This window comes from Aestuariibacter sp. A3R04 (assembly GCF_018860805.1).
Lineage (GTDB): Bacteria > Pseudomonadota > Gammaproteobacteria > Enterobacterales > Alteromonadaceae > Alteromonas.
Genome location: NZ_JAHKQR010000011.1, coordinates 432,970 through 449,645, shown reverse-complemented (window position 1 = coordinate 449,645; position 16,676 = coordinate 432,970). Strand labels below are relative to the sequence as shown.

Below are 16,676 nucleotides of genomic sequence, written 5' to 3'. Positions count from 1 at the left end.
TTCTGACACCCTTCTCCGTACTTTACGACTTATTTGGTATACAACGAAAACCCCAATCAGATAAAACCAATTAAATTATTGATTTATAATTAATTTTTAAATTTATTTAGACTTTAGGCTTAGATTGGCACGCATATCGCTAAATCCTTAACGACACAAAATAAAAAATGTGTTGTTTGTTCAACTATAAAAAATCAGAGGATATTAACAATGTTAAAAGCGTATGCTGTAGCACTGGTACTTTCAACAACGGCTCCTGTAACGACAGCTGAAGAAGGCGCAAAGCCAATAGACAAGCAACAGGAAGCAACCACACAATTACAGAAAGTGAAGCCATGCTCTCGCTTAAACGCTTGTGAGATTAAATAAGCGTGAAGATTCCTATACCAAAAAGCCAGTCTCTGAGACTGGCTTTTCTTTTTTCCGCCCCTGAAGGTCAGGCAGAAAACAGCGGCCCGCCATAGCCTACGCATTGTCGCCATAACAGGTAACGCTTCATATTAAACATGGGAAACAACACTGGCCCGAATACCAAACCAGCTAATGCCCACTTTTTCGCATTCATACCGCACCGCATGGCTTCTACATAAAAAAGCAAAGCGCATAAAGAAAAAACCAAAAAAAGTAGAACCACAACACCCATGTAAAATACCCTTCGAATTTAGCGCCAAATTATTGACTACTATTTAATCAAGCCGGATAAATTGTACTCAGATAGTTGTAAAATGCCAGTTATACTCGATATAAATAGAAAAAAACCGGGACAAGCCCGGCCTTTTAACACTTTGTAAACATTAATAAAAAGTTTTGTTTTCTTTTGCCATACGTTGCAAACATGCTGCTGGTGCAAACTTCTCATCAGTATTTTGAGCCAGCGTCGATAGTGTATCCACAATGTGTTGAATGCCAAGGCTATCCATATAACGGAAAGGCCCTCCAAGGAATGGCGGAAAACCAATACCAAAAATAGCGCCAATGTCACCGTCTCTTGCATTTCTGATGACACCTTCGTCTAAGCACCTGGCAGCTTCGTTAAGCATCATCATTACACAGCGTTCAGCCACGTTTTTTTCACTCAGGCGAGAAGAGGGCGCGACGCCTAAGATGGGATAGATGCTCTCATCAACGTCTTTGCCTGGTTTCTTGCCTTCGTAAACGTAAAATCCTTTGCCGTTCTTTTTGCCTTTTCTGCCATCAGCCAATACTTTGTCGAAAGCAGCAGGTGCTTCAAAGCGACTGCCGAACTGCTCTACGAGGAATGGAATAATTTTAGTACCAACGTCAATACCAACTTCATCGAGGAGTTTCACGGGCCCCACTGGGAATCCAAATTTCACCAGCGATTTATCAATATGCTCAACTGGCTCACCGGCAAGTAATAAACTGGCCGCCTCATTCATATAAGGCGCCAAAATGCGATTCACATAGAAGCCAGCGCCATCTTTAACTACTACCGGTGTCTTACCTTGCTTGCGAGCAAACTCTACCGTGGTTGAAATGGTTGCATCAGAGGTTTTCTCATGGGCAATCACTTCGGCCAAGGGCATTTTATCCACCGGAGAAAAGTAATGCAGACCGATGACATTTTCCGGTCTTGCCGCTTTTGCAGCTATATCTGTAATAGGTATGGAAGACGTATTTGAGGCAAAAATCGTCTTTTCGCTAGCGTGACTTTCAACGTCACTGACCATCTGCTGTTTAAGTTCCACGTCTTCGAATACTGCTTCTATCACCATATCGGCATCTTGAAAACCACTGTAATCAAGGCTACCGGTTAGCAACGACAATTGCTTTTGCATTTCACTTTTGCGCATAAAACGCTTTTTAACTTTCTTATTTAAAATGTCGAAACTGTATTTCATGGCATTGGCAATACCTTCCTCGCGAACGTCTTTTATTCGCACGGGAACACCCGCTTTCGTAGCGGTTACATAAGCGATTCCCCCGCCCATCAGGCCGCCGCCGAGAATACCCACCTTATTCACTTTCTCCGGTTTGACACCTTCTACACCGTGTTCTTTTTTCATGTCTGTCGTGGCGAAGAAAATTTGACGTAATTGGAAAGATTCAGGTGTCATTACCAACTTGCCAAAGGCAGTTGCTTCAGCCTCTAAACCTGCCTGAATACCTTCATTCATGCCAGTTTCTATAACATCGATGATCATCCCAGGCGCAGGATAATTCCCCTTGGTTTTCGCAAAGGTTTGCTCTCTGGCTTTTTTAAACATCACGTTACGGCCGTAGCTGTTTTGCTCCAGCAATTTGTTCATCAATCCTTTTTGCGGAGCTTCCCGACGGGGCTTAGCTTTCAATGCAAATTGCTCAGCCACATCAATCAGCACGCTGAGAGGTACCATGTCATCCACAATGCCATATTTCTTCGCTTGTTTCGCCCGGGCTGGCGCGCCGGTAAGCATCATCTTCATCGCTTGCTGAATACCAATAAGACGAGGCAGGCGTTGGGTACCGCCGCTACCTGGCAACAGGCCCAACTGTACTTCCGGAAGCCCCAGTTGCGTTTTTGGAGAATCGCTACAAATTCGATAGTGACACGCCAGTGCCAGCTCTAACCCTCCCCCCAGCGCGGGACCGTGTATTGCAGCGACAAAGGTAGCGGCCATCCTTTCAATGCGATCAAACACATTTTGACCACCTACAGCCAACGCGCGGGCATCAGCTTCGGTCTCACAGGCCGCCAACATGGAAATATCAGCCCCGGCAACAAATGAAGACGATTTACCACTTGTCAGTACTACACCCTTAATAGAAGAATCAGCCTCAATTTCATCCAGCATGGCGGTGATCTCATCGCCAAATTCCGCCTTTAAGGTGTTCATCGATTCACCAGGTACATCCATGGTTAAGATCGCGACACCATTGTCCTGACGGGTCAGCGTAAAAGCGCCTGCGTTTTGTTCATTCACGTGTGTATTCTGTTGGTCTTGCTGTGTCATTATTCGGTCTCCACAATCATGGCTGCACCCAAGCCACCAGCTGCACAAGCGGTTACCAGGCCAGTGCCGCCACCGCGACGGTTAAGTTCGTTTAACATTTGCGTAATCATGCGCGTACCAGTAGCTGCAAAAGGATGCCCGTACGCTATGGAACTCCCCATCACATTAAATTTGTCCATATCAATTTCACCGGTCGCCTTATCTCGGCCCAGCTTTTCTTTAGCAAATTTGTCACTGGCAAACATTTTTACGTTAGCCAAGGTTTGGGCTGCGAAGGCCTCGTGCATCTCAATCAGGGTTAGGTCTTTGAGCGTCATTCCCGCCCTGTCTAACGCAACAGGTGTTGCATAGGACGGCCCCATAAGCATGTCTTCCCATACGTCAATGGCAGAAAAAGCATAACTGCGAATGTACCCGAGGGGTTTATAGCCAAGGGCTTTCGCCTTGCTCTCAGTCATCATCAGTACCGCAGAAGCACCGTCGGTAAGCGGCGTAGCATTAGCAGCCGTTACAGTGCCGTATTTTTTATCAAAAACCGGGCGCAATTTGGCGTAGCCTTCCACTTTTGAATCAAAACGCACATTGTTGTCTTTGCCCAGCGCCCCTTTGAATGGTTCGGCATATGCAGTCATCACTTCGTTGTCCAACTTTCCTTCATTCCAACTCTGTGCTGCCCGTGAATGGGAACGGTGAGCGAGTTCATCCTGAGCTTTTCGACTTATCCCGTGACTTTTCGCCATTTGCTCTGCCGTTTGCCCCATAGACAACCCCGTTGAATATTCGGCAACAGCAGGTGGTACCGGCATGAGATCTTTCAAGCCAAGACGCTTGACGATACCCCACTTCTGCCCCAGCGTTTTCGCCTTTTGCAGGTCTACTAAAGCTCGCGCAAGATTTTTAGATACTCCTATGGGTGACACTGACGTGGAGTCTGCTCCGCCAGCCACACCCACTTCAACTGTGCCTGCCATCATGCTCTCAGCAATATTCACAGTGCTTTGAAAACTCGTAGCGCAGGCTCTGGACACGCTGTACGCATCCGTGTGTACGCTCATGCCCGTGCCCAATACAATTTCACGGGCAATGTTCGGCGCTTCCGGCATTTGCACTACCTGACCGTACACCACTTGATCTATCAAGCCAGGCGCAACACCGTTTCTGATAAGCAGTTCATTAACCACCATTTTGCCCAGATCTAACGCTGGAACACCGTGAAAATACGTTGCCATTTTAGCGAAAGGCGTACGCAAACCCGCGACAATCGCGATTCTGTCACCGTTTCTGGTTGTGACTGATTGTTTAGCTGTCATATTGCACCTAAAGTAATAAGACCCAAGTGGTCTGACCTGTAAAGTATGAGATTTTTACAAACTATGAACCAAATAGCAAATAAAGCCATGGGTGAATTCATCCCTGTATATAGTCGTTTTAGCGTTACAGTAGGAACTTTTTACTTTTTTACCTTACAAATATGTTCAAGATCAGGCAATTACTGCGTGACTCATTCACGCAGACCATTATTCAAATGAGAATAAAATTTTGCATATTTTACCTTGAACCTCTGACACTAGCCCTAATATATTGACAGGGTATTGTCATTTGCCTGTAAGTAACGGCACAGCGGCGAACTTTCGAGCGCTGGAATTAACCAGGTTTACATTAACGAAAAGAAAGTGGATTACATCACTATGTTAGCAGAGCAGTTTAGAGACCTTCACACGTACTTGGATTCACAAATCATTGGCCAGTCCGGTCTCACCAAAAGTTTGCTTATCGCTCTGCTTGCCGACGGCCATATGTTGGTTGAAGGTCCTCCTGGGCTGGCAAAAACCCGGGCTATAAACGCCCTTGCCAATGGCATCGACGGCGATTTTCACCGGGTTCAGTTTACGCCTGATCTACTTCCGGCCGATCTTACCGGTACCGATATCTATCGCCCGGAAACCGGTGAGTTCGTATTTCAGCAAGGTCCGTTGTTTCACAATCTGGTGTTGGCCGACGAAATCAATCGCGCGCCGGCAAAAGTACAATCTGCGTTGCTTGAAGCGATGGCGGAGAGACAAATCACAGTTGGAAATAAAACTTATCAGCTCTCCCCCCTGTTTTTGGTTATGGCAACACAGAACCCCTTAGAACAAGAAGGCACATACCCGCTTCCCGAAGCACAGTTAGACCGTTTTCTCATGCATGTCACCATTGATTATCCCGGCGTAGACACAGAATTATCTATCCTTCGTCTTACCCGTGACGAAGAATTGAAAACATCTACTGCGACACCGCCGACACTGAGCCAGGACGATATTTTCAAAGCCCGTCGGGAAGCATTGGCATTACACATGTCGCCTGAACTGGAAAACTACTTAGTTCAACTGATTATTGCTACCCGCAATCCCGCGGCCTATGACCCAAAAATGGCAGACTGGATTGCCTTTGGCGTAAGTCCCCGTGCAACCATTGCGTTAGACCGCTGCGCGCGAGCTCACGCGTGGCTGGCCGGCAGGGATTTTGTCGGTCCTGATGATATTCAGTCGGTGATGCATACAGTACTGAGGCATCGCATTATCTTGTCTTATGAAGCGGAAGCAGAAGGCGTTACCGTGGATCAGGTGCTCGACAACATCTTAAACCTGGTTCCAGTGCCGTAACGCCATGCATAATCACACCAGTATTTTGCGCAACCTTAAGTCTGATGGGATCAGAGTTGGATTACCCGAACTGGTCCGCTATCAGCAACTCGCCAGACAAATAAACCTCAAACCGTTATCGCCGCCAAAGGCGATAATGTCCGGGGCGTATCTGACACGCGCCAAAGGTCGCGGTATGGAATTTGACGAAGCGAGGCACTATCTTCCCGGCGATGACATTAGGGCCATCGACTGGCGAGTAACAGCCAGAACGGGTAAAACCCACACCAAAATTTACCGTGAAGAGCGAGAAAGACCCGTTTTCATTCTGTGTGATTTAAGCTATCCGATGCAATTTGGCTCTCAACTGTTACTCAAAAGTGTTCAGGCTGCCCATATCGCAGCAATGTTGAGTTGGGCAGCGTCGGAACGGGGTGATAAAGTCGGCGCACTGATATTCAATGATACTATGCATCGTGAATGCAAACCCCTGTCGAGAAAAAGGGCTGTACTATCATTGTGTCACCAGTTGCAGCGTATTCAGACCATGCCAGTTACCACCCCTAACCCCGCAGCGTTAGGCGACGCCTGCCAGCGACTAAGACGACTGGCCAAGCCGGGCAGCTTAGTTTATTTGATTTCCGATTTTCAAACTATGCAACCCCAGGTGGAACAACACCTTACTCAATTAGCCCGACACTGCGAAGTACATGCCATTCGCGTTTACGACCCATTGGAAACCACATTACCTGAAATGGCCGTTTCACAACAGGTCAGCGTTACCGATGGTCAACAAACCCAGCAATGGCAGTTAGGTGATAAAACACTTTCCCAACGATATGAAGCCTGGCGAGCTAACATAACATCGGCATTAAACCAGCGTTTCAAACAAGCGCGAATTGTTCATCACGATATATCTTCCAGCGAGCCCTTAGATGCCCAAACCGGAATTTTTCGGAGTAGCCACAGATGAATGATAATCCTCTGTCGCAACTGCATAGCATTCACACCCCCGACACCGTAAACGCCTGGCCCCTCGCCTGGGGATGGTGGTTACTTTTAGCACTGATTGTGCTGCTAGTTAGTGGGCTGGTGTATTACGGATACCGCAAAATCCGCTTTAATCGCGCAAAACGACAAGCCATAAAAACAGTCAACCGTCTTGATATTCACAGCAATCATGTGGCAAGTCAGCTCAATCAGGTACTTAAACGTTTTTGTATTCACTACGGCACCGCTTCGACGGTTGCTAAAATAAGTGGCGAAACCTGGATAGCCTATTTGCTCCGCGTCGTAGACACTCGTACTGCGGATAAGGTGCGTAACGACTTGGTTGCTATGCAAACATTACTGTATACGGAAAAATCAGCAACCTCAGCCCAAAACGCACAATTTCAGCAAGCCGTTTTAACCTGGATAAAAAAAGCAGACATGTCAGCTTTAGCCACTAGTAACCCAGTAGGGAGTAGTAAGCGTGTTTGAATTTGCCTGGTGGTGGGTATGGTTCGCGCTCCCCTTACCTGTCGTGTTTTATTTTTTACCGCGTATTGAGCGTTCCGGAGGTGCGGCGCTTCGGCTGCCTTCACTCATGCCCTCGGACGCACTCGTAGGTCACACTCAGAAACGGTCGCGGTGGTTATTGCTGTGTGCCACACTGGTATGGGTATGTCTTCTCGCGGCTGCAGCCCGCCCACAATGGTTAGGAGAACCGGTGAGTATTCCCAATGAAGGGCGTGAACTTATGTTAGCAGTGGATCTGTCCGGCAGCATGAAAATTGACGATATGGAAATTAACGGCCGCCAGGTTAACAGGCTCACCATGATTAAATCTGTACTCAATGATTTCATTAAACGTCGGGTAGGTGACCGCCTGGGCTTAATTCTGTTTGCTGATACTGCCTATTTGCAGGCTCCACTCACCTATGACAGGGAAACCGTAGCTACCCTACTCGATGAATCCGTCATTGGCCTGGTGGGAGAGCAAACGGCAATTGGCGATGCCATAGGCTTGGCTGTGAAGCGTTTTAAAAAACGTGAAAACTCAAATAATGTGGTCATTCTGCTTACCGACGGTCAGAACACCGCCGGCAACATTAGTCCCGAACAAGCCAAAGAACTCGCTATTGAGAGCGGAGCGACGCTATACACGATAGGGGTAGGTGCAGACAAAATGATGATCCGCAGCTTTTTCGGCAGCAGGCAGGTAAATCCTTCCCAGGAGCTCGATGAAAAAATGTTAACGGATTTGGCCGAATCTACCAATGGGCAGTACTTTAGAGCGAGAAATGCGCAAGAACTGGAAGCCATTTACCTCACCTTAGACAAACTAGAACCCATCGAAGGGGAAGCAAGAAAAATGCGGCCACAAACCGCGCTCTTCTATTGGCCGCTAACGGTGGCTTTGCTGTTGAGCCTCATCCCGGCACTGCTCTACGCAGGTCAGAATTTACGTTTTAAAGTCAGACATTTACGCAAAGGGGAGACACAATGACAGATTTGCCCATTGCTGATTTTCACTTTTTACGGCCCTTGTGGTTTCTCGCACTGATCCCGTTAGTGTTACTCGTATTCTACATCAGACAAGTAAAGAAAACCCATTCCGGTTGGCAAAGTGTTATCGCCTCGCACCTATACAACCATCTGGTTTCCGGACAAATTGAAAAATCCGGCAACGGCTTACTCGGTCTGTTGATGTTTGGGTGGTTGTTGGCAACCACCGCCCTTGCAGGCCCTACCTGGCAACGCTTACCCCAACCTGTTTTTCAGGTTCAGGAAGGCCAGGTTATTGTTATCGACATGTCACTGTCAATGCGTGCCACCGATATCACCCCTGATCGGTTAACCCGTGCGAAATATAAAGCTATAGACATTGTAAAGGGTATTAGCGAAGGAGAAACCGGCTTGGTAGCTTACGCCGGCGATGCCTTTACTATCAGCCCTCTCACCACAGATGCCAGTAATCTCGTTGCTCTATTACCCAGCCTGAGCCCAGAAATTATGCCGGTTACTGGCAGTGATGCTTATCGAGGCCTCGCGGAAGCACAAGCATTACTGGAAAATGCAGGTTATCAGAAAGGCACCATTTTCTGGATAACTGACGGTATCGATCGGGAGCAGCAACGCGACCTCTCAACATTGATTAGCGATATGCCTTACACCGTAAATATACTGGGTGTTGGCACAAAAGATGGCGCCCCAATCCGCCGTTTGGATGGTGAGCTGGTAAAAGATCAGCGAGGTCAAATCGTTATCCCAAAACTACAGGATTCGGCGTTACAATCCCTTGCTCGCCAATCCGGCGGTGTCTTTTCATCTATCAGCTCCGACGACACTGACGTAAAGCGTTTAATAGCGCGATCTGGCTTTGCCGCTGATGCTAAAGCCACTGATGAAAAGACTTCTGCAAATGGCGACCAGTGGGAAGAACTCGGTCCTTGGCTATTGCTTCTTGTATTGCCGTTTGCCGCGAGTGTTTTCAGACGTGGTATTATCGCCGTGTTCCTGGTTGCACCAATGACGTTGTGGTCGCCACAACAGGCACTGGCACAAACAAGTACCGAGCAGATATCTTCAGAACAACAAGCACATACGCCTTGGTTTAAACGCCCATTCCTCAACCGGGATCAACAGGGCATGGCGGCGTATGAAGCGGAAGATTACAACCAGGCTGCGGAAACCTTTGTCGATCCTCAATGGCGTGGTGCAGCCGAATACGAAGCGGGTAACTTTGCCGCAGCCTTGGACGCATTCTCTTCATCAAACACACCGGAAGCCTTGTATAACCAAGGCAATGCACTGGCGCAATTAGGTGAATATGACGACGCGATTGCCCGCTATGATGCCGTATTGGAACAAGACCCTGAGCACGCTGACGCGGCGGCGAATAAAGCTCTTCTCGAAACGCTCAAAAAACAGCAGGAACAACAACAAGGCGACGATCAAGGCGAGCAAAACCAGCAAAACCAGCAGGACGAACAAAATCAACAGAACGGACAAGATCAACAGGGCGATCAGAATCCGCAACAGGGAAATCAGAACGACAGTCAGCAAACTCAACAACCCGACGAACAATCACAACAAAACGCCGGCGATGAGAGCCATCAGGATCAACGCCCGAATGAGCAATCTCAGCATGAGGCTGAACAACCGTCAGATACAGATAAAAATAAAGATACCGACGCCAAACAAGAACCATCAAATGAGGAAAAAACCGAGCAAATTGCCCAAAGCCAAGCCGATGAACTTACTGATGAAGAAAAAGAAAAAATGCAGCGGTTGGAAAATATGATGAAAAAAATACCGGATGATCCAGCTTTTCTGCTAAAGCGAAAAATGCAATTAGAAGCACAAAAACGTCGCAGACAGGGTCCGCCTTCAAACCGGAGTGATTGGTAATGAAACGCTTTTATTCAATATTAAGTTTATTAATATGCCTGAGTGCATCTTCGGCTTTTGCTGATGTGGAACGGGTAGAGGCAACCATAGATAAGAATCCAGTCATGGTGGACGAAGCCATACAACTCACAGTCGTTGCCCACGGAGACCCTGAGCGTGATGCATTTGACAGCTCGCCACTACTAAAGGATTTTGTAGTTGGCAGAACGTCTGTCAGCACGCAAACCCGCATCATCAATTTTGACAAGGAAGAAACCACCACTTGGACAACGACACTGTTTCCCCGCGGCGAAGGGAACTTTACGATTCCCGCCCTCACTGTGGAAGGCAAACAAACTCGCCCCATTACCGTTAATGTCATTCCTGTAACTGCGGGTAGCGCAAAAACCGCCAGAGATTACTATGTCACAACGGATATAGACACTCACCAGGTGTATCTACAGCAGCAGCTGTTGTACACCGCAAAGTTGTACCTCGCCACCAACATCGAGCGCGGAAGTTTGCAGGCACCTGAATTAGAAGGCGCACAAATCCAACAGTTAGGTGACGACAAACAGTACACCGACATTGTCAACGGCAAACGCTACCAGGTCATTGAACGCACCTTTGCTGTTGTGCCACAGGCATCGGGTACATTCACCCTTCGAGGGCCAGTATTTTCCGGTGAGGTGATGGTTAACGACCCCAATGCCAGATTCGGTTTTTTTAACCGCACCAAACAGATAAACCGACTAGGGCCAGACATTACCATTACAGTGAAGCCAATTCCCGCCGACATAGACTACCCTTGGCTGCCCAGCGAATATGTCACATTGAATGAAGAGTGGCCACAACCCGACGCCTTTACGGTGGGAGAGCCAATTACGCGAACCATCACGCTCACGGCAATGGGCGTTGTGGAAGAACAATTACCGGCATTACCTCAGCACTATCCGCCGAGCTTTAAGCTATATCCCGACCAGGCAAATACGGCAACGGTAAATAAAAACCATACGCTCATAGCACAACGGGTCGAGTCTTTGGCCATGATCCCTACCCAGCCCGGTAATGTCGTTTTACCAGAGATCACCGTACCTTGGTTTAACGTGCTAACCGGCCAGACTGAGTACGCAACGCTTCCGGCCCGCAGCATATCCGTTCTGCCAGCTGCCGATGCACCAGCAAATCAGATTGACCAGATCCCCCAGCCATTGACAGCAAGTGACAACGGCAATATTAAAACTCCGGCCAGTGAGGCATCGCCAATTACAGCTCCTCCAACTGAGTGGCATCGGGGTCTGACCTGGAGCTTACTGGCGGTGTGGATACTTACCCTGATTGGATGGGGAGCTACCGTGCTATGGTACCGCAAACGCCAAAGCTCAACGATTCCAGCGTCGACCGACTCATTGGCAAGCCACCAAGGTGACGAAACACAACGCTTTACTGCGTTAACCAAAGCCATTGAAGTGGGCACAGCCGGACAGATTCAACAGGCCCTTGCCAGTTGGCTGGCAACGCGATTTCCCAACGCCACTGATTGCAGTCGTCCGGATAACTTTCCAGACACGGCCTGCCTTCAACCGCAAATTGACGTTATGCTGTCGAGTCAGTATGGCAACGCCCCCTCACAGTGGGATAGAAAGGGTCTGTTAAAGAGAGTGAACGAAGTGCGTTCGCAGTTGGATAAGCATTCAACGACATCAACATCACTTCCTCCACTTTATCCGGAAGGCCTTGCATCTTAAATCTGGTGTCTTCCGTAACTATAAACACAATAAGACAGGGAGACACATTTGATGCAACATCTTGCGACAAAACTAACCACACTGACAGTAATCTTTGCAGGCCTTTGCGCCTGCTCTCCTGCACCTAAAGAGCAGGTATCAGCCCCCGCCCCTACCGAAGGGCAGGGCCCGGTTGCCAATCAAACGGAATCTGAAAGACTGAATGCCTTTTTCGAACGTACTTTTGAAGAAGATTTAAAACGCTCACCGATGTTCCAGAGTTATCTTGGCAAGAAATGGAACTACGGAGAATGGGATGACATCAGTGACGAACATCACGAACAAACTCTTGCGTTAAAGAAAAATCGTCTCCACACCCTTGAGAGCTTTGATACGAACCAACTTAGTGAACAAGAAAAGCTCAGTATACGCCTCTACAAAATGGGTATTGAACGGGATCTCGAAAATGAACCGTTTCGCTATCATCACTATATTGTTCATCAGTTTCGTGCCGCACACACGTCTGTGCCCAGTTTTCTCATTAACATACACCGCGTAAGCAATGTGAGTGACGCGAAAGCATACATTTCGCGACTGGATAACGTCTCAAGCTATTTCGACCAGCTAATAGTACAAATGCAGAACCGCGAAAAAGCAGGCGTGTACCCACCGAAATGGGCCTATGACCAAATGATAGCCGCTGCGACAAATGTCATTACTGGTGCGCCGTTCGACACCTCAGATACCGCCTCCACGTTATGGAAAGATATACAGAACAAAATAAACGAATTAGACATTGACGAAGTTGAAAAGCAAACCCTGCTCGGAGAAGCAAAAGCCGCCTTAGTCACCTCGGTCAAACCTGCTTATCTAGCGCTTATTAGCGAATTTTCTCATCAGCAAACGTTATCGCCGGAAGGCGATGGAGTGTGGCGTCTCCCCGATGGCGAGAACTGGTACAACAATCGATTGGCCTGGTTTACTACAACAGACTTAACCGCAGAAGAAATCCACCAGATTGGCCTTGATAATGTAGCGCGTATCCATAAATCCATGGCGGCCATTAAAGACAAGGTGGGTTTCGATGGAGATTTAGCAGCATTTTTCGATTTTATGCGCAATGATCCACAGTTTTATTACCCCAATACCGATGAAGGCAGAGCTGCGTACTTAAAAGAAGCAAAAGCCGCGGTAGACAAAATGCGTGAAGCGTTACCTGAATACTTTGGCCTTACCCCCGAAGCTGATATGATCGTAAAACGGGTAGAGGCTTTCCGCGAAAAATCCGCCGGTAAAGCATTTTATCAAAGCCCTTCAGCAGACGGCAGTCGACCTGGTATTTATTACGCCAATCTGTACGATATGAGTGCCATGCCAACCTATCAATTAGAAGCACTGGCATATCACGAAGGCATTCCAGGGCATCATATGCAGCGAGCTATCGCTCAGGAACTGGATGGTATTCCACAATTTCAGAAATTTCTCAGTGCCACCGCCTACACAGAGGGTTGGGGTCTCTACAGTGAAGAATTGGCTAAAGACATGGGGTTTTATAAAGATCCTTATTCAGATTTTGGCCGTCTAGCGATGGAGCTTTGGCGAGCCTGTCGTCTAGTAGTAGATACGGGTATACACGCAAAAAAATGGTCCCGCGAACAAGCCATTGACTATTTATTGGTCAACACACCCAACCCCAAACCGGATGTAGTTAAAGCAATTGAGCGCTACATTGCTATGCCAGGCCAAGCTACCGCTTACATGATTGGCAAGCTAAAAATTATGGAACTGCGGGAAAAGGCACAAGCCACTCTTGGTGAGAAATTTACTTATGCAGGGTTTCACGACGAAGTGCTAAAAGACGGGCCAGTCCCCTTATCAGTATTAGAAGAGAAAATTGACCGATGGATTGCCAGACAAGCCAGGTAATGTAAATCAAGCCACCACTCCTCGGTGGCTTTTCTTTATGAACCTCTCTCTGTATAGCTTATTATACTTTTTTGTAGTTTCTTTTTAATGCGTAGCGCTCTACCCTTAAAAAAAATATTCGAGAAATTTTTTCATGAGTAGTCAGGTCTATTCGGACATGAGAGCAAAACAAAAACGGTACGAAGCACTGGTGCATGCTTTTCATGGCGACATATACCGCTATGCGTATTGGTTAACCCGAGATAGCACAATAGCAGAAGATATTGTTCAGGAGACTTTTTTGAGGGCCTGGCGATCTTTAGATTCTTTAAATGATGAAAAATCCGCAAAGTCGTGGCTCATTACCATTGTAAGGCGAGAAAACGCCAGACGATTTGAGCGCAAGCAGCTCGATCTGGTGGATATAGATGATGTGCATGTTGCAGACGATGCGTTTCACGCAAACGCTGAAAGTGACCACGAAGAATTGCGCATTTTAATAAGCCGATTGCCGACCGATTACAGAGAACCGCTTATTTTGCAGTTGATCTTCGGTTTTACCGGTGAAGAGATAGCACAACAGTTGGATTTAAACAAAAATACAGTTATGACACGCTTGTTCAGAGCACGTAATCAACTCCGGGATATGCTGGGACAAGAAGATACCAATTTAAGAGGTCGTTCTAATGGATGATTTAGAATTCAGGCGTCGTGTTTTCGCCGATCCAAACACGACTGATAAAGACGTGACAGAGGCCATCCGACAAGACAGTGAAAAAGCGCAGCTTAAATCATCACTCCAAGGGCTGGATGCAAAACTCAGTCAGGCTGTGAAGGTTCCTGTGCCGGACGACTTGGCATATAAACTCATCTGGCAGCAGGCGACGGCCGAGTTTAATCATCACAAAAAACGCAGCCGTTGGTTCATTGCCATGGCAGCATCTATAGCCTTTGTGATCGGGATTACAGGAACTGTCATTTACCAGTATCAGCCTGTGGATATGGGCGGTGAAGCGCTGGCTCACGTTCGCCACGCGGAAATGGAATTACCCGGCCTGCCGGTGGAAGTTGGGTTGCAACAAGTCAATGCAAAGCTCGCTGGATTTGGCGGCAGCTTTTCCGCACCTATCGGCGACGTGGCAGTAGCGAATTATTGCCATTTAAATACCACACTAACATTACACCTCATCATGAATACTGAGCAGGGGAAGGTATCTGTATTTGTGGTACCTCATAAAGGCCGCATGTCTATGCCAGACTCCTTTTCCGACGAAAAGTATCACGGCGAGAGTTGGTCGATGATGAAGGCTGACATTATGGTCGTAGGTGACAAGAACGCAGATCTTGAACCGGTAATGAAAAAAGTGAAGCGAAGTATTACCTTTTCTGCATAACTCTCAGTAGAGACAGCAGTAACGGCAAATAAATCGTTACTGCTGTTTTATCTCAGCCCGCACTCACTTCTCCGCTTTTTTTACAGTGACATAGAGACCTTTCTCACTTCCTGTTAGCATGGTCAAAAAGACAGGAAGGAATACTATGGCAACTGAAACCCTAATTTCTCTGGGTATCTATTTTGCAGCAATGCTCGCAATAGGGTTATTTTCATTTAAGCAAACCGACACTAGTGTAGAAGGCTATATGTTAGGAGGCCGTCAACTGGGGCCTGCGGTTACAGCACTTTCCGCCGGTGCATCAGACATGAGCGGTTGGATGTTAATGGGGCTACCAGGTGCTATGTATGTGTCAGGCCTTTCAGCGAGCTGGATTGCTGTGGGCCTGGTGTTTGGCGCATTGGCCAATTACCTGCTGGTTGCTCCTCGCCTTCGCATTTACACCGAGATGGCCAACAACGCCGTCACACTTCCGGATTATTTCGAAAACCGCTTTGCTGATAACTCTCACATACTTCGGGTTATTGCGTCAGTAGTCATCGTTGTTTTCTTCACACTTTATACTTCGTCTGGCGTAGTGGCCGGCGGTAAGCTCTTTGAGACCTCATTTGGCCTCAGTTACGAAACCGGTCTTTATGTAACGACCGGCGTAGTTGTGGCCTACACCCTGTTTGGCGGTTTTATGGCCGTGTCTATCACCGACTTTGTGCAGGGCTGTATTATGTTTATATCCCTTGTGATGGTTCCAGCGGTGGTTATTTTCGAACTCGGCGGATTGAGTGACGCCGTTTCTGCCGTCAAAGCCATTGACCCCACCCTGTTTAGCCCGTTTACCGACGCTAGAACCGGTTCCTCACTGTCTTTGATCGGTATGCTTTCTCTAATGGCTTGGGGGCTTGGTTACTTTGGGCAGCCACATATTATTGTGCGCTTTATGGCAATTCGTTCAGTAAGTGATGTACCCAAGGCGCGAAACATTGGCATGAGCTGGATGCTGGTCTCTATTGTCGGCGCGCTCATGACCGGTTTGTTCGGGCTCGCTTTTGTCACCCGACAAGGTGAATCAATTGATCCTGAAACCGTATTTATCTATCTCTCCCAGCTCCTGTTCCACCCCTTGGTGGGCGGCTTTCTGCTTGCAGCAATTCTGGCCGCGATTATGAGTACCATCTCATCCCAATTGCTGGTTACATCAAGCTCATTAACCAGTGACTTTTATCAGACCTTCCTTCGTCGCAATGCATCCGATCGCGAACTGGTTGTTGCAGGCCGTTTATCTGTTGTCATTGTTGCACTGGTAGCCATCTATCTCGCGTATGATCGAAACAGTACCATATTGTCTTTGGTGAGTAATGCCTGGGCGGGATTTGGCGCAGCTTTTGGTCCGCTGGTATTGTTTAGTTTATTTAAACGTGACATGACCCGGCGGGCAGCACTCGGCGGCATGGTTGTGGGTGCAGCAACAGTGTTGCTGTGGATCTACCTTCCCTTGCAAATAGATGGGCAGAGCCTGAGTAACTGGATGTATGAAATTGTCCCCGGTTTTATACTCTCCAGTATAACCATTATGGTGATGAGTAAGTCAGGCACGCCTAGAAATGGCGTCGTTGAAATTTATGATGCCTTCAAAAAGCAATTAAGTGCCCATAAATGAACCACTAGCAACACAACACAAGCTCACGCCACAGTGGTGTCAAT

13 protein-coding genes and 1 pseudogene are annotated in these 16,676 nt (G+C 47.6%); 11 read left to right on the top strand and 3 right to left on the bottom strand.

What is annotated here, in order from left to right:
- Positions 1–210 precede the first annotated feature (210 nt).
- A complete protein-coding gene (locus tag KO518_RS11360; RefSeq protein WP_216025948.1) occupies positions 211–369 on the top strand; it encodes a hypothetical protein in 159 nt (52 codons plus the stop codon).
- 67 nt (positions 370–436) lie between these two features.
- Here KO518_RS11360 and KO518_RS20090 read toward each other — a convergent pair whose 3' ends face one another.
- The 3 genes from KO518_RS20090 to fadI form a co-directional block, all read right to left on the bottom strand.
- Positions 437–565, bottom strand: a complete 129-nt coding sequence (locus KO518_RS20090) for a hypothetical protein (protein ID WP_256444433.1) — start codon at positions 563–565, stop codon at positions 437–439.
- A gap of 229 nt (positions 566–794) precedes the next feature.
- Positions 795–2,954, bottom strand: a complete 2,160-nt coding sequence (gene fadJ, locus KO518_RS11350) for a fatty acid oxidation complex subunit alpha FadJ (RefSeq protein ID WP_216025946.1) — start codon at positions 2,952–2,954, stop codon at positions 795–797.
- Entirely contained in the window at positions 2,954–4,264 is a 1,311-nt protein-coding gene (gene fadI, locus KO518_RS11345) for an acetyl-CoA C-acyltransferase FadI (protein WP_216025945.1), read from the bottom strand. Before fadI ends, fadJ begins: the two co-directional genes overlap by 1 nt.
- A gap of 378 nt (positions 4,265–4,642) precedes the next feature.
- Here fadI and KO518_RS11340 point away from each other — a divergent pair, with 378 nt between their 5' ends.
- The 10 genes and pseudogenes from KO518_RS11340 (at position 4,643) to putP (ending at position 16,632) form a co-directional block, all read left to right on the top strand.
- A complete protein-coding gene (locus KO518_RS11340; RefSeq protein WP_216026878.1) occupies positions 4,643–5,599 on the top strand; it encodes a MoxR family ATPase in 957 nt (318 codons plus the stop codon).
- A gap of 4 nt (positions 5,600–5,603) precedes the next feature.
- A complete protein-coding gene (locus tag KO518_RS11335; protein WP_216025944.1) occupies positions 5,604–6,551 on the top strand; it encodes a DUF58 domain-containing protein in 948 nt (315 codons plus the stop codon).
- Positions 6,548–7,060, top strand: a complete 513-nt coding sequence (locus KO518_RS11330; protein ID WP_216025943.1) for a DUF4381 domain-containing protein — start codon at positions 6,548–6,550, stop codon at positions 7,058–7,060. Before KO518_RS11335 ends, KO518_RS11330 begins: the two co-directional genes overlap by 4 nt.
- Positions 7,053–8,069 carry a VWA domain-containing protein gene (locus tag KO518_RS11325; protein WP_216025942.1) on the top strand — a complete coding sequence of 339 codons (1,017 nt, stop codon included), beginning with the start codon at positions 7,053–7,055 and terminating at the stop codon, positions 8,067–8,069. The genes KO518_RS11330 and KO518_RS11325 overlap by 8 nt, the downstream gene beginning before the upstream one ends.
- The gene (locus KO518_RS11320) at positions 8,066–9,973 is read left to right on the top strand and encodes a VWA domain-containing protein (RefSeq protein WP_216025941.1); all 1,908 of its coding nucleotides are present in this window, start codon (positions 8,066–8,068) and stop codon (positions 9,971–9,973) included. The genes KO518_RS11325 and KO518_RS11320 overlap by 4 nt, the downstream gene beginning before the upstream one ends.
- The gene (locus tag KO518_RS11315; RefSeq protein WP_216025940.1) at positions 9,973–11,700 is read left to right on the top strand and encodes a BatD family protein; all 1,728 of its coding nucleotides are present in this window, start codon (positions 9,973–9,975) and stop codon (positions 11,698–11,700) included. Before KO518_RS11320 ends, KO518_RS11315 begins: the two co-directional genes overlap by 1 nt.
- A 51-nt stretch (positions 11,701–11,751) precedes the next feature.
- Complete coding sequence (locus tag KO518_RS11310) at positions 11,752–13,605, top strand: DUF885 family protein (protein WP_216025939.1); 1,854 nt, start codon at positions 11,752–11,754, stop codon at positions 13,603–13,605.
- A gap of 121 nt (positions 13,606–13,726) precedes the next feature.
- Positions 13,727–14,278: pseudogene (locus KO518_RS11305) on the top strand (sigma-70 family RNA polymerase sigma factor); the annotation flags it as partial.
- Entirely contained in the window at positions 14,271–14,978 is a 708-nt protein-coding gene (locus KO518_RS11300) for a DUF3379 family protein (RefSeq protein WP_216025937.1), read from the top strand. The pseudogene KO518_RS11305 and the gene KO518_RS11300, both read left to right, overlap by 8 nt.
- 145 nt (positions 14,979–15,123) lie before the next feature.
- Positions 15,124–16,632, top strand: coding sequence for a sodium/proline symporter PutP (gene putP, locus KO518_RS11295; protein WP_216025936.1), 1,509 nt, complete (start codon positions 15,124–15,126; stop codon positions 16,630–16,632).
- Positions 16,633–16,676: the final 44 nt, after the last annotated feature.

Bases quoted from the DNA above. Each gene is read 5' to 3' on its own strand.
- KO518_RS11360 (WP_216025948.1), top strand. From the start codon at position 211: ATGTTAAAAGCGTATGCTGTAGCACTGGTACTTTCAACAACGGCTCCT.
- KO518_RS20090 (WP_256444433.1), bottom strand. From the start codon at position 565: ATGAATGCGAAAAAGTGGGCATTAGCTGGTTTGGTATTCGGGCCAGTG.
- fadJ (WP_216025946.1), bottom strand. From the start codon at position 2,954: ATGACACAGCAAGACCAACAGAATACACACGTGAATGAACAAAACGCA.
- fadI (WP_216025945.1), bottom strand. From the start codon at position 4,264: ATGACAGCTAAACAATCAGTCACAACCAGAAACGGTGACAGAATCGCG.
- KO518_RS11340 (WP_216026878.1), top strand. From the start codon at position 4,643: ATGTTAGCAGAGCAGTTTAGAGACCTTCACACGTACTTGGATTCACAA.
- KO518_RS11335 (WP_216025944.1), top strand. From the start codon at position 5,604: ATGCATAATCACACCAGTATTTTGCGCAACCTTAAGTCTGATGGGATC.
- KO518_RS11330 (WP_216025943.1), top strand. From the start codon at position 6,548: ATGAATGATAATCCTCTGTCGCAACTGCATAGCATTCACACCCCCGAC.
- KO518_RS11320 (WP_216025941.1), top strand. From the start codon at position 8,066: ATGACAGATTTGCCCATTGCTGATTTTCACTTTTTACGGCCCTTGTGG.
- KO518_RS11315 (WP_216025940.1), top strand. From the start codon at position 9,973: ATGAAACGCTTTTATTCAATATTAAGTTTATTAATATGCCTGAGTGCA.
- KO518_RS11310 (WP_216025939.1), top strand. From the start codon at position 11,752: ATGCAACATCTTGCGACAAAACTAACCACACTGACAGTAATCTTTGCA.
- KO518_RS11300 (WP_216025937.1), top strand. From the start codon at position 14,271: ATGGATGATTTAGAATTCAGGCGTCGTGTTTTCGCCGATCCAAACACG.
- putP (WP_216025936.1), top strand. From the start codon at position 15,124: ATGGCAACTGAAACCCTAATTTCTCTGGGTATCTATTTTGCAGCAATG.